Consider the following 13,792-nt stretch of genomic DNA (forward strand, 5'->3'; position numbering starts at 1 on the left):
CGCAGACTCCGGCTCCGGCTCCTTGGGGGGATCATGGCTCGCCTCGTTCATCGCCTTCCCGGCCGTTCCCGCTTCAAGATGGCCTCTCTGCGCGACCGCCGCCTCGACCAGCGGTATTTGCGGGGCTACCTTGAAGGGGTGGCCGGGGTCACGCGCGTGCGGCTCAATCCGGCGGCGCTGTCCGTGGTCGTGGAACACGAGGCCACGGCAGCGGCGGCCCAGCGCGTCGAAGACGCCGTGCGCCTTCTCGACCAAACGCCGCTGCCCCGCACGCAAGCGGTGGATCAGAGCGAGGATCCCCTGGATGCCAGCCCCTTGTTCCTGGGGGGCGGCTTATGCCTTGCGTTGCCGTTTTTGCCGCCCTCGCTGAAGGCGGGCTTGACCGTCGTGCATGTCGCCGACACGGTTCGGCGTGGCGTTGCGACCTTGCTGACCGAGGGGTTGCGGGTCGAAGTGCTTGATGCTACGGCGGTGGGGTTGGCCACCCTCCGAGGCGAGTATGCCACAGCCAACATTACCCAATGGCTGTTGAATCTCGCCGGGCTGATTGAAGACTCCACACGCCGCGCTAGTGACGACCTCGTGTTGCGCCTGCTCAAACCCGACGTGGAAACGGTTTGGGTCGAGGCCGAGGACGGCACGGTCAGCGAAATTCCCTTCAAGGATGTCGCGCCCGGCGCGCGGGTGCGTATCCAGGCCGGCGAAACCATCGCCGTGGACGGGGTGGTGGTCGCGGGGGCGGCCACGGTCAACCAGTCGGCAGTCACCGGCGAGAGCCTGCCGGTGCCGCGCGAGGCCGGTGACGCCGTGCTCTCGGGCTCGGTGATCGAGGAAGGCCGCCTCAGCGTCATCGCCGAACGGGTGGGCGACGCCACGACAACGGCGCGCATCGCCCAGTTCCTGCAACGTGCTCTCGCCGAGGAGGCCATCACCCAATCCAAGGCCGACGAGTTGGCCGACCAGCGCATCATCATCACCCTCGCTTCGGGCGTGGCGGTGTTCTTGATGACCCGCTCGGTGCGCCGCCTGGAATCGGTGTTTTTAATCGACTTCTCGTGCGCTGGTAAGCTTGGGACCTCCATGGCCATCAAGTCGGCCATGGTCAAGGCGGCGCGGGTCGGCGCCTTGGTCAAGGGCGGGCGGGCCCTGGAAAAGCTGGCCGATGCCGATACCCTGGTCTTCGACAAAACCGGCACCTTGACCCACAACGAACTCGAAGTCACCCGCATCGTCTGCCTCGACGAAACCACCTGTTCCAGCGAGGATGCCCTGTTGGCCCTGGTCGCCTCGGTGGCCGAACACTCGCGTCATCCCGTCTCGGCGGCGGTGGTGGACGTGGCACGGCGGCGCTCCCTGGCCCACATGGGCCACGAGGAGGTGGACTTTTTCATCGGCCATGGCCTTGCCACCCGGGTGGGCGACCTCACGGTACGCATTGGTAGCCGCCACTACCTGGAGGCTCATGAGGCCATCGACTTCTCGCCTTACGAGGATGTTCTGGCCGACCTCACGGCCGAAGGCGGATCCTTGCTCTATGTCGGCGCCGATGGCCGTCCGCATGGTGTCATTGCCCTGCGCGATCGGGTGCGTCCCGAGGCCCGCGCCGTCTTGGAGCGTCTGCGCGAGAATGGCATCCGCCGGCTGGTCATGATCACCGGTGACACCCCGGACACCGCTCATGCCTTGGGTGAGCGCCTGGGGCTCGACGAGGTGCATGCCCAGGTGGCTCCGGAAAACAAGGCCCACCTGATCCAAACCCTGCAAGCCCAGGGCTGCAAGGTGGCCTACGTGGGCGATGGCGTCAACGATGCCCCGGCTCTCATGGTTGCCGATGTCGGCATCGCCATGCCGCGCGGCGCCGACGTGGCCCGGGCCACCGCCGATGTGGTCTTGATGCGCGACGCCTTGGATGGCGTGGCCCACATCCACGACTTGGCGCGCTCGACCCTCTCTGTCATCGACACCAACTTCAAGGTGGCGGCCACCATCAACACCGGCTTGCTGCTCGGGGCGGCCCTGGGTCGGCTTTCCCCGGTGCTGGCCGCCGTGCTGCACAATGGAACCACCCTAGGCGTGCTTGGCAATGCCTTCCTGGGCGGAGACTTCTCCCGCGAAGGGATCCGCTCCGCCCTCTCCGACCTGCGGTCTCTGGGGGCAGGGCGTTAAGAACGCGAGGGGGGCACTCGGTCGGGGGAACGCGGGGCGGCAGCCCTGCGTTCCCCCGACCGAGTGCCTCCACTCAAATGAATCTTAAAACGATACGGGTTGTTCCGCTCAGGCGCCAGCGCTTTGTCCTTTCCGTTGCGTCATTGGGGGGTTGCGTCGCTGATCACTGGCGCTCTAGGTCGGCCCGGGGTAAGAGGGCCCGTTGAAAAAGTGACTTCGGACCAAGAGGCCGCAGGGCGGCCTTCGGGGAGCCCGGAGATCAGGGATAACCATCGGAGGAAACGGATTTGATCGACCACAAGCGGATCGGATGCCCCAAGCTGCGGGCCAAAGTGACCTCGGCCGAGGAAGCGGTGAAGCACATCACCCATGGCTGCACGGTCGGCATGAGCGGCTTTACGGGGTCGGGCTATCCCAAGGCCGTGCCGCTGGCGCTCGCTGCCCGTATCGAAGCCGAATATACCGCCGGCAATCCGTTTCGCGTGAGCGTGTGGACCGGGGCCTCCACCGGCCCCGAGCTTGATGGCGCCCTGGCCCGGGCGAACGGCATTGAATTTCGCCTGCCCTACAACTCCGATCCCATCGCCCGCGAGAAGATCAATCGGGGCGAGATGAACTACTTCGACATGCACCTGAGCCAAGTGGCGCCGGTGGCGTGGCAGGGTTTTCTGGGGCCGCTTGATGTGGCCTTGGTCGAGGTGGTGGGCATCCGCGAAGACGGCTTGCTGATTCCCTCCTCCTCGGTCGGCAACAACAAGACGTGGCTCGACCGCGCCTCCAAGATCATTTTGGAGGTCAACAGCTGGCAGAACCCGGCCCTGGAGGGTATGCACGACATTTATTACGGCACCGCCTTGCCGCCGAACCGCGTGCCGATTCCGCTGGTGCGCGCCGACGATCGGATTGGTCAGCCCTACTTCCGCTGCGATCCCGATAAGGTGGTGGCGGTCGTTGAAACCGATGTGCCCGACCGCAACCTGCCCTTTACCGCGCCCGACGACGTGGCCAAGCGCATCGCCGGCCATCTGCTGGAGTTCTTCCAGCACGAGGTCAAAAAGGGGCGCCTGCCGGAAAATCTGCTGCCGCTTCAGTCTGGCGTGGGCAACATCGCCAATGCGGTGCTGACCGGCCTGCTTGATGGTCCCTTCGAGAACATGACCGCCTACACCGAGGTGATCCAAGACGGCATGCTCGATCTGCTGGATTGCGGCAAGCTGCGCATGGCCTCGGCTACCGCCTTCTCGTTGAGCCCCGAGGCGGCGACCACCCTCAACGCCAATATGGAGCGCTACCGCAACAAGATGATCCTGCGTCCGCAGGAAATCTCCAACCATCCCGAATTGATCCGTCGCCTCGGTTGTTTGGCCATGAACGGTATGATCGAGGCTGACATCTACGGCAACGTCAACTCGACCCACGTCATGGGCTCGCGCATTCAAAACGGGATTGGCGGCTCGGGCGACTTTGCCCGTAACGCCTATGTGTCCATCTTCGTGACCCCCTCGACCGCCAAGGGGGGCAAGATTTCCGCCATTGTGCCGCAGGCCAGCCACGTGGACCACATCAATCAGGACGTGCAGGTCATCGTGACCGAATACGGTCTGGCCGACCTGCGGGGTCTCTCGCCCAAGCAGCGGGCTAAGACCATTATCGAAAACTGTGCCCACCCCGACTATCAGCCGGCGCTGGCCGACTACTTCCGCCGCGCCCAGGAAAACTCCTACGGCCTGCATTCGCCGTGCTTGCTTGATGAATCTCTGTCTTGGCATCAGCGTTTCGTCAAGACCGGCTCGATGCGCGCTTAAGGACTCATGCCGACCTGAGCCGCTTGCCCCCGGGAGGCTTGGTCTCCCGGGTTTTTTTGGGGCCTCCAGATTTATTGGATGGTTTCTAAAACGCAGTGACACTTCTTTGAAACGGCGGTATCCATATTCTAAAGTCGAGAGGGACAGGTCATCCCCATCCTCCTGGCAGGGTCCGGGCGGTCCCGACGTGGATATGGAGACAACGTGATGGGATTCTTTTCGTTTTCCGCTCTTAAATCCATCCAGCTTAAAATCGCCCTCCTGTCCGGCCTTCTTCTCATTGCCACCGTTTTGGTCATGACGGGCTTTGGCGTTTATTCCTCCTACGGGACCAGCCGGGTGGTCTCGGCCGATGTGGCCCGGCTGGCCGACGCGACAACCAAGGAGACCCTGGTCCATCGAGCCAGCGCCGAGGCGCGCTCCATCAAGGCGGAACTCGATCTGGGCTTTGATGCCGCTCGCACCATAGCCAAGGTGTTCGCAGTCGAGGCAGAAGAGAAGACTGCCCATGAAACAGGGGAAAAGCGGAAATATTTCAACTCTGTTCTGCGGCGTGTCTTGGAAGATAACCCAGGGTTTAATGGCACCTACTCGGCCTGGGAACCGAATGCTCTGGATGGTGAGGACAATACCTTTGTCGGGCAGACCCAAATGGGATCAGATAGCACCGGCCGTTTCCTGCCCTATTGGACCCGTAACGACACCACGGGCACTATCGCGGTCCAGCCGTTGGTGGAATACGATAGTGCCGCTCGCCACCCCAATGGACTGGTCAAAGGGGCGTGGTATCTCAATCCCCAGAAAACCGGCAAGGAAAGCCTCCTTGGCCCCTTGCCCTATATCGTTCAGGGGAAACCGGTCTTTCTCGCGACCATGTCCGTTCCGATCGTCGTGGACGGGCGCTTCGCCGGGGTGGCCGGCGCTGACTATAACCTGGACTTCGTGCAACGCCTCGCCGAACAGGTCGATACCTCGTTGCTCGGGGGGGCCGGCACTGCGGTGATTGTCAACGATACCGGCTTGGTCGTGGCCAACAGTGGCGCGCCCCAGTCGATCGGAAAACCTGTCAGCGACTTGGGGCCACAGTGGGCGCAAACGCAGGCCACCGTGGCCGCAGGGCAAGCCGTGGTCCGCGACGATCCCTCCTTTGGCGATATCCACGTGTATGCGCCCATTCCCTTCGGTCGCTCCGGCACCGCCTGGGCCGTGGTGCTGACCCTGCCTCGCGCCGTCGTCATGGCCCCCGCCCAAGTGCTGGAACAAACCCTGGAGGCGCGGGCTACGACCGACACCTTGTGGCAAGTTGCGGTTGGCCTCGGCATTGCGGCGGGGGCGATCATTTTGGTCGTGGTCGCCGCGCGGGGCATCGCCCGCCCGGTGCGCACCTGTGCCGCCTTTGCCGAAGGCATTGCCCAGGGCGATTTCAACCAATCCCTTGATCTCGAGCAGGCCGATGAGGTGGGGGTGCTCGCTCATTCGCTGCGGGCGATGCAAGGCAGCTTGAAGCAGTCGATCGCCGCGCGTGCCGAGGATCAGGCCCGCGCCGAACAAGAGCGCCGCGTCACCATGAACCGCCTCGCCGATGCCTTCGAGGCCCGGGTTATGGACGTGGTCCGCATGGTGTCGGACTCGGCAAGCCAGTTGCAAGAGACCGCCCGGGCCATGTCCACGGTGGCCTCCGACAGCAGTCTTCAGGCCGAGACCGTTGCATCTGCCGCCTCGCAGGCCACTATGAACGTCGAAACCGTGGCGGCGGCTGCCGAGGAACTTTCCTCCTCCATTGCCGAGATCGCCCGGCAGGTCGGGGACTCCGCGCGTATCTCCGGTGTGGCCTCCCAGGAGGCGAGCCGGGTCAACGGGATGGTCGAAAGCCTGACCGGTGCCGCCGATCGCATTGGGCAGGTCGTCCAGCTCATCGACGATATCGCCAGCCAAACCAACCTGCTGGCCCTTAATGCCACCATCGAGGCGGCCCGCGCTGGCGATGCCGGCAAGGGATTTGCGGTCGTCGCCGGCGAGGTCAAGACCCTGGCCAGCCAGACCGGGCGCGCGACCGGTGAGATCGGCCAGCAAATCACCACTGTGCAAGAAGAAACCCGCCGCACCGTCGAGGCCATCAAGGGCATTGCCACGGTGATCAGCCAGATGCGCGACATCGCGGCCGCCATCACTGCCTCGGTCGAGGCCCAGGGGCGCGCGACGCAGGAAATCGCCAGCAATGTGCAAGAGGCCGCCCTCGGGACTCAGCAGGTGTCCTATACGATCACCGGCGTGACGGATAGCGCCTCGGCGACCGGGCGGGCCGCCGAGGATGTGCTGGTCTCGGCCGAGGCGTTGGCCAGTCATTCGGAAAAACTGCGCGGTGAACTGGATCGCTTTCTGGCCGAAATCCGCTCCGCGTAAGCCGGCTCCGGCCGGGGGAGGGAGACGGAATGCTGGGGAGGCTCGCCTCCCCAGCATTCCTTTTTTTAATGAATATCAGCGAGGTCGCGGACGATCCCGGGGTGATAAAACCGCTCGGTATCACGCCCCTGGCGCTTGGCCTCATACAAGGCAAGGTCGGCGGCGCGGGCCAAGGTCACCTCGTCTTGGCCATGCTCGGGGCATAGGGCGATCCCGACGCTGGCCGTCACCGACACGGTCAACCCATTGATCTCGATGGGGCGGGCAATGGTGGCGCGCAGCCGTTGGCACAACTCGCGCAGTTCGGCGCGATCCCCCCCTGGCAAGACCAAAACGACGAACTCATCGCCGCCAATCCGTCCTGCCAGATCGGAACGGCGCAGCACAGCGCGCAACCGCCGTCCAACCTCCTGCAACACGCGATCGCCCACCGCATGGCCGTGGGTGCCGTTGATCGGCTTGAACCGGTCAAGGTCAATGTACAGCAAAGCCAGGGGCGGTCCCTCTCCCCCCGGGCGCGGCAAAGCCTGGTGCAGACGATCCGAAACCTGGGCCCGGTTGGGCAGGCCGGTCAGGGGGTCGTGTTGGGCCATGTGGCGAATGCGCTCCTCGGTGCGCCGCCGCTCGGTCAGGTCGGTCAGGGAGCCAATGGTGGCCATGCTGCCGCCATAAGACAACTGCCCTGCCGTCAACTCCACCCAACGCTCGCTGCCGTTGGCATGCAACAGCCTGATTTCGTACCGGTTGGGGGTGGGGTCTCCCCGCCCCCGTGCCTGGGACCGCGCCTGGACGAGACCGCGATCATCCGGGTGAACCAGGGTGTAGGGGTCCATGCGCAGCAACTCCTCGCGGGAGAAGCCGGTCAGGGTGGTCAGGACCGGGTTCACCAGGATCAGCCGACCGTCGCGCACCACGAACAACCCCACGCTCGTGGTTTCGCTCAGGACTTTAAACCGCCCTTCGCTTTCGTCCAGGGCGGCGTGGACATCTCTCAACTCGGCGTTGAGGCGGGCCACGTGGCGCCGGTGGCGCGAGCGTAGGAGGCTCGTGCCGACAAGCAGGGCCAAAAGACCAGCGCCGCCCAGGCTGTAAGTGGGCCATGCCCCGCTCAGGCCGTTGGGGGGGGTGGCGTTGTACAGAAAGCCTCCGAGCGGCAGACCCGGCGGCAGCAGGCCAATTTCGGCATACGTATCGGCAATATGGCGCCAGCGGGCCGGGCTCATGTACCCGATCTCCACCAGATCAGGGCGGATCAGGGGCGCGGTTTGATGGGCTTCATACTCGTAAAAGGCCCGCTCGTGACTGTCAGGGGCGCGGGCCAGAATCATGTCGATGACCTGGGCCGGATGGCTGAGAGCGTATTGCCATCCCTTGAGCGAGGCCGCCCGGAACGCTCGAACCCGCGCCGGGTGCCGGTCAATTTCCTGTTCCGAGGTAAAGAGCGTGTCGCCGTAAAAATCGATACCCTGGGTGCGGGGAGAGAAAAGAAGATAGGGAAAGCCGGCTCGCTCAAAATAATAAAGCTCGTTGGTGGTATAGGCCGACATGGCATCGACCATCCCCTCCATCAGGTCCTGGGGATCGAAACTATGATCAAGGAGGGTCAGTGTTCCAGGAGCGATGCCTTCTTTTTGCAAGCTGGCCAGCAGCTCCTCGGACTGAGGTTCCAGCATTACGCGGCGTCCCACCAGATCGTGCAAGGTTTGGCCGGGAAACAAGGAGCGCGCCACCAGGACCAGCGGCGAATGCTGAAAAATGACCGCCAAGGCCACCACCGGGTGCCCCGCGTGGCGGGCCAGCAAAAGGCTGCTGGTGCCGATCCCGTAATGTCCTTCGTCCGCGACCACTGCCTGGACCACGTCGGTGCCGGGCAAGGCTTCGCGGATGTCCACGTCCAGTCCGGCTTCGCGATAATACCCCAGGCTTTGCGCGGCATAGTAGCCAGCAAACTGGAAGGCATGAGTCCATTTCAGGTGCAAGACCACCCGTTCCACCGGCTGCGCTGCCTGGAGCGGCCCCAACAGGCACAGCACAAACAGGGAGACCAGCGCCAGGACAAGGGGCAGAGGCCCTCTCATGATGGGGGAGCGCCGATGCGGCGTTCCTGCCAAGCCTTTAGCTTTTCGGCGCGCCACGCCTCGGCGGCCGCCCTGCGCTCGGCGTCCTCCTGCGTCTTGCGGGCCTGCGCGGCGGCGCGTTTGGCATTTGCCTGGGCGGCAATGGCCTGGGATTGGGCCAGGAAGGCCTCGGCGCGAGCCGCCCCTGCCACGCGGTAGCGCTCCAGGAGCGACGAGGGCCGCGGAGGGGAGACCTGCGACACTTGTTGAGGAGCATCGTTGCCGGTGAAGCGTCCGGGGGTGACCTGTGAGGCCAACACCAGACGGGCGGGGGCGGTGGCCTCGGCCTCGGTCCACGCCTGATTGATCTTGCCGGCATAGCGCTCGGCATATTCCGGGGTGCGGGAATGATAGGCCGTCACCGATGCCGCCCAGGAGTTGGTTTCGGCATAGAGCCGTCGCAAAAAGGAAACGGCATAGGCGACGTTGGCGGCGGGATCCAGGGCCTCGTCCACGTTGTCGAAGGCCTCGCCATGGAAATGCAGGTTCACCTGCATGCAGCCCACATCGATATTTCTCACACCCCGGGCCTGGAGCGCCTGCACCGCGGCCAGGGCCTCGGCCTTGCTCGGATAAAAATTCCCATCCCCGCCCGACGTCACAGTCCAAGGCCAGGCAACTCTTGCCCGCAAGGTGGGGGACCAGCGGCCCGACTCGACCAGGGAAATGGCGGTCAGCATGTGGGGCGGAAAGCCGGCGTCCCGGTTATAGGTCTCGGTATGCGCCGCACACAGCGCCTCGGTCGGGACCATATCGGCGGCCCACGCATTGCCACCGACCCAAGCCGAAAGCACCAGAACGACTGCAAGGGAAGGAAGCGCTTTTGGGGCCATCACCCGGGGCCTCCAGACGAGAAAGGAGGTCGCTCAACCGAGGCTGATACGCCAGGGCCGACCACCCCAGGATACGAGGGGCACTTCCCTGACGCAAGTCCCATGCCATGATTCTTGAACACTCCGGGAAAGGAGGGGTCTGGGGGAGGCCGCGCCTCCCCAGACTTCCCTGGGTGTCCAGCCTACCCCCACAAGGCCGGCGGCGGCGGGTACAAGGTGGTGCCCTCGTAGGAGAGCCCCGGGTCACGATCGCGCGCCAGCAACAAAGGACCGTCGAGATCGACGAAGTCGGCGCGCGGTGCCAACAGCAAGGCCGGGGCCATGGCCAGCGAGGTTGCCAGCATGCACCCGACCATCACCCCCATGGCCGCGCTCTCGGCCGCCTCGGCCAAGGCCAGGGCCCCGGTCAACCCGCCCGTCTTGTCGAGCTTGATGTTGACGTGGGAGTAGTACGGCGCCAGATCCTTGATGTCCTCGGCAACGTGACAGGACTCGTCGGCGCACAAGGGCACGATCTGCTTGAGCCCGGCCAGTGCCGCGTCCTGGCCAGCTGGCACCGGCTGCTCGATCAAGTCCACGCCCAGGTCGGCCATCGCCATCAAGATCTCGCGCAAGGTGGCCGGATCCCAGCTTTCGTTGGCATCGACGATCAGGCGCGGGCTGGGGGCGCCCCGGCGCACCGCCGCCACCTGAGCCACCGGGTTTTCACCGCCTACCTTGATCTTGAGCAAGGGCAGCCGGGCCAGAGCCCGGGCCTTTTCCTCCATGATTTCAGGAGCTTCCAGGCTCAGGGTCTGGGCCGTGACCACGGGACGCGGGACGGCAAGCCCAAGGGCCGACCACACCGGTCGGCCCGAGCGCTTGGCCTCGAGATCAAGGAGGGCGCAGTCCAGGGCATTGCGTGCCGCCCCGGCCGGCAACCGGGTTTGCAGAGCCTGGGGATCCAGTCCCCGGGCCACGGCCTCGCCCAGGCTCTCCAACTCGCCCATGACCTGGGCGACGGTCTCGTTGTAGCGGGCGTAGGGGACGCATTCGCCCCGTCCCGCCACCGTGCGCCCATCCCCCAGGGTCTGGGTGATTTCGGCGACCACCACCGTCACCTCGGTTCGAGCGCCCCGCGCAATGATGAACGACCCGGCGACGGGCCAGACCTCGGCCCGGACCGTCAGGCGGGGGGGCTGGTCCAGGCTCATGCGGCGGCCTCGGTCAGGCGGGTGACCAGGGCGCCGACGCCGGTGCGCACCGGGTCCACGCAGGGCAGGCCGAAGGCATCCGAGGTCTGCTCCAAAAGACGGGTCGCCGCCTCCGAGGACAGCCCAGCGGTGTTGAAGGCCAGCCCCAGCATGGCCACGTCCGGGTTGGTCAGACGCGCGCAATCCAGGTTCAGCTTGATGCAGTCGTCCAGCGACGGCAACTGACGCCCGGGCAGGCCGCGCATATGGGCCCGGCCGGGCTCGTGGCACATGACCAGCCAGTCGGGCTGGGCGCCGTGCAGCAGGCCCAGGCTGACGCCGGCATAGGAGGCATGGAACAAGGACCCCTGGCCCTCGACCAGATCCCAGTGGTCGGGAGTGTTCTCAGGGGCCAGGGCCTCGGCGGCGCCACTGATGAAGTCCGCCACCACGGCGTCCACGGAAATCCCCGAGCCGGCGATGAAGATGCCGGTCTGGCCGGTGGCGCGGAAGTCGGCGTTGAGGCCGCGCGCCTTCATTTCCCGCTCCATGGCCAGCATGGTGTACATCTTGCCCACCGAGCAGTCGGTGCCCACGGCCAGCACCCGCTTGCCGGCCCGGCGCTTGCCTGAGGCAACGGCGAGCTTGCCGCTCGGGTGACGGACATCGTGCAGCCTGACCCCGGCGCGCTGGGCTGCCTCGGCCAAGCCCGGGACATCGACCAGTCTTTCATGCAGACCGGCCGCGATATCAAAACCCAGGCTTACGGCCTGGAGTAAAATCTCCCGCCAGGACTCGCCGATCACACCGCCGCGGTTGGCCACGCCCACCACCAAGGTGCGCACGTCAGCGGCTCGGGCTTCTTCCAAGCTGAGATCAGGCAGGCCCAGGTCGGCCTGACAACCGGGCAGGCGGAACTGCCCTCGGCACCATTCGGGGCGCCAATGCCGGATGCCGTTGGCGGTTTTGGCGGCGAGCGCATCGGGCGCGTCGCCCAGGAACAAAAGGTAGGGCGGATGAAGGGCCATGGCATCGACCTCACGGGTTTGAAGGCGGCGCGCTTCGGAAACCCATTTCCGAAGGACGCGTCGGCCCGACGATAGCGCCCAGCATCCTCTCGTGCAAAGAGGGTTCTCGGTCCCAGGGGACGGGTTCTGGTGGGGCACACGTCTGCCACGCCCCTGGACCGCCCGACGCGCCTAAGGTATCCCGAACGTCTCCCGAAAAAGCGGGAGCAAGGGAAAACAAGGAGGAACGTCGTCCATGTCCGAAGCCATCGCGTCCCTGTACGCCCTGCTCGTCGAGCGCGCCCCCAGTCCGGACAAGCCGCTCCTGATCCGTCCCGACGGCCGGGCTCTGTCCTATGGCGAGGCCCATGCCTTGGCCGGACGGCTGGCACGGGTCTTGGCCGACGCCGGGGCCGTTGTGGGCGATCGTATCGCCGTGCGCGCCGACAAAAGCCCGGAAGCCCTGGTCTTGTACTTGGCTTGCCTGCGCGGCGGGTTCGTGTTCTTGCCACTCAACACCGCCTACACCGACGATGAGCTGGCCTATCTCATCGGCGATGCCGACCCCCGGGTGATCGTCTGTCGCCCCGAGGATCTCGCCGGACTGACGCCGCTGGGCGAGCGGGCCGGGGCGGTGGTCTTGACCCTAGCCGCTGATGGCACGGGCAGCCTGATGGAGCGACTTGCCCAGCAAGGGGAGGTCCTGGCCCCGGCCGAGCTGTCTCCCGATGCCCTGGCCGCCATGCTCTATACCTCGGGTACCACCGGCAAGCCCAAGGGCGCCATGCTGACCCAGGACAATCTGGCGGCCAATGGCCTTGCCCTGATCGAGGCTTGGCGGTTCTGCGACGACGACGTGCTGCTGCATGCCCTGCCGATTTTTCACGCCCACGGCCTGTTCGTCGCCTGCCATACCGTGATGCTGGCCGGCGGCAGCGTGCTGTGGCTGCCCGGCTTCGACAAGGACACGGTCTTGGACCTGCTGCCTCGGGCCACTGTGTTCATGGGCGTCCCGACCTTTTACACCCGGCTGCTCGGCGACGATCGTCTGACGGCCGAGCGGGTGGCGGGGATTCGCCTGTTCGTCTCGGGCTCGGCTCCTTTGCTCGCCGAGACCCATCGGGCCTTCTTTGAGCGGACCGGCAAAGCCATTCTCGAGCGCTACGGCATGACCGAAACCGGCATGAACACCTCCAACCCCTATGACGGCGAGCGCCGTCCGGGGGCGGTGGGACCAGCGTTGCCCGGGGTGTCGGTGCGGATCGTCGGCGAGGACGGCGCCGCCTTGCCAGAGGGGGCGGTGGGGGACGTTCAGGTCAAGGGCCGCAATGTCATGAAGGGGTACTGGAAGCTCCCGGAGAAAACCCGCGAGGAGTTCACGCAAGAGGGCTGGTTCAAGACCGGCGATGTTGGGCGACTCGATCCCGACGGCTATCTGGTGTTGGTCGGCCGGGCCAAGGATTTGATCATCAGCGGCGGCTACAACGTGTATCCTAAGGAGGTCGAGGATGTGATCGATGCCTTGCCCGGGGTGATCGAGTCGGCCGTGATTGGTGTGCCCCATCCCGATTTCGGCGAGGTTGGCGTGGTCTTGGTCACGTCCCGGGGGGGGATCGACGAAGCGGCGATCCTGGCTCATTGCAAGGCGCATCTTGCCAATTACAAGGTGCCGAAAAAGGCGTTTTTTACCGTCGATCTGCCGCGCAATACCATGGGCAAGGTGCAAAAGGCCTTGTTGCGTGAGCGCTACAAGGGATTGTTCATGGCCTCCTCCTAAGGGACGCGGGGTCTGGGGAGGCCCGCCTCCCCAGATTTTCTTGAGCGCTTGCTTCGCAAAAAGGTCGTTTTTTCGTGCATCCTAAAGGGAGGCTCCGCTTTCGGAGGGCTGAGGATGAACGGCGACGGTCTGATCCCCATGATTCGACGTGCTTTTGCAGTTTTGGCTCTGGGTCTTTGGGGGCTGTTTCTGCCCTTGGCGGTCATGAGTGCTTCGCAAGCCCAAGATCGCCCTGGCCCTGGCTGGCATGGGCATCCGACCTGGGGGCGCGGCGACAGCGGGCCGCCTCCTGGTTGGGATCGGCCCCACGATCGCGGGCAGGGATGGGATCGGCCCCATGATCGGGGGCGGGGATGGGATCGCCCCGACCCGGATTGGCATCGTCCTCCCCCGCACGATGTCTGGCGCGGCGGCTTCTGGCGCCACGAGGCCCATGGTGGCCGTTGGGGCTGGTGGTGGGTGGTCGATGGCCTCTGGTATTTGTACGACCGGCCGATCTATCCCTATCCTGC

General features: G+C 65.3%; 8 protein-coding genes. 4 read left to right on the top strand and 4 right to left on the bottom strand.

Going from position 1 to position 13,792, the window contains the following annotated elements; translation table 11 throughout:
- Positions 1 to 33: 33 nt before the first annotated feature.
- The 3 genes from RSPPHO_RS05865 to RSPPHO_RS05875 all read left to right on the top strand — a co-directional run bounded on the left by RSPPHO_RS05865 (position 34) and on the right by RSPPHO_RS05875 (position 6,374).
- On the top strand, positions 34 to 2,166 hold the full coding sequence (locus RSPPHO_RS05865; protein ID WP_041794558.1) for a heavy metal translocating P-type ATPase: 2,133 nt from the start codon (positions 34 to 36) through the stop codon (positions 2,164 to 2,166).
- Between the two features lie 287 nt (positions 2,167 to 2,453).
- On the top strand, positions 2,454 to 3,971 hold the full coding sequence (locus RSPPHO_RS05870) for an acetyl-CoA hydrolase/transferase family protein (protein ID WP_014414348.1): 1,518 nt from the start codon (positions 2,454 to 2,456) through the stop codon (positions 3,969 to 3,971).
- A gap of 207 nt (positions 3,972 to 4,178) precedes the next feature.
- The gene (locus RSPPHO_RS05875) at positions 4,179 to 6,374 is read left to right on the top strand and encodes a methyl-accepting chemotaxis protein (RefSeq protein ID WP_041794561.1); all 2,196 of its coding nucleotides are present in this window, start codon (positions 4,179 to 4,181) and stop codon (positions 6,372 to 6,374) included.
- Between the two features lie 65 nt (positions 6,375 to 6,439).
- On the opposite strand, the gene RSPPHO_RS05880 is transcribed toward RSPPHO_RS05875, so the two are convergent.
- The 4 genes from RSPPHO_RS05880 to dgcN form a co-directional block, all read right to left on the bottom strand.
- Complete coding sequence (locus tag RSPPHO_RS05880) at positions 6,440 to 8,452, bottom strand: diguanylate cyclase domain-containing protein (RefSeq protein ID WP_051013719.1); 2,013 nt, start codon at positions 8,450 to 8,452, stop codon at positions 6,440 to 6,442.
- Complete coding sequence (locus tag RSPPHO_RS05885) at positions 8,449 to 9,324, bottom strand: transglycosylase SLT domain-containing protein (protein WP_157879104.1); 876 nt, start codon at positions 9,322 to 9,324, stop codon at positions 8,449 to 8,451. The genes RSPPHO_RS05880 and RSPPHO_RS05885 overlap by 4 nt, the downstream gene beginning before the upstream one ends.
- A 182-nt stretch (positions 9,325 to 9,506) precedes the next feature.
- Positions 9,507 to 10,517, bottom strand: a complete 1,011-nt coding sequence (gene dgcA, locus RSPPHO_RS05890) for an N-acetyl-D-Glu racemase DgcA (RefSeq protein WP_041794564.1) — start codon at positions 10,515 to 10,517, stop codon at positions 9,507 to 9,509.
- Positions 10,514 to 11,524, bottom strand: a complete 1,011-nt coding sequence (gene dgcN / locus RSPPHO_RS05895; protein WP_041794567.1) for an N-acetyltransferase DgcN — start codon at positions 11,522 to 11,524, stop codon at positions 10,514 to 10,516. The genes dgcA and dgcN overlap by 4 nt, the downstream gene beginning before the upstream one ends.
- 235 nt (positions 11,525 to 11,759) lie before the next feature.
- Between dgcN and RSPPHO_RS05900 the strand changes: the two genes are divergently transcribed.
- Complete coding sequence (locus RSPPHO_RS05900) at positions 11,760 to 13,280, top strand: malonate--CoA ligase (RefSeq protein WP_014414355.1); 1,521 nt, start codon at positions 11,760 to 11,762, stop codon at positions 13,278 to 13,280.
- The last annotated feature ends 512 nt before the right edge of the window (positions 13,281 to 13,792 follow it).

It is taken from the genome of Pararhodospirillum photometricum DSM 122 (genome assembly GCF_000284415.1).
In the GTDB taxonomy this organism is placed as follows: domain Bacteria; phylum Pseudomonadota; class Alphaproteobacteria; order Rhodospirillales; family Rhodospirillaceae; genus Pararhodospirillum; species Pararhodospirillum photometricum.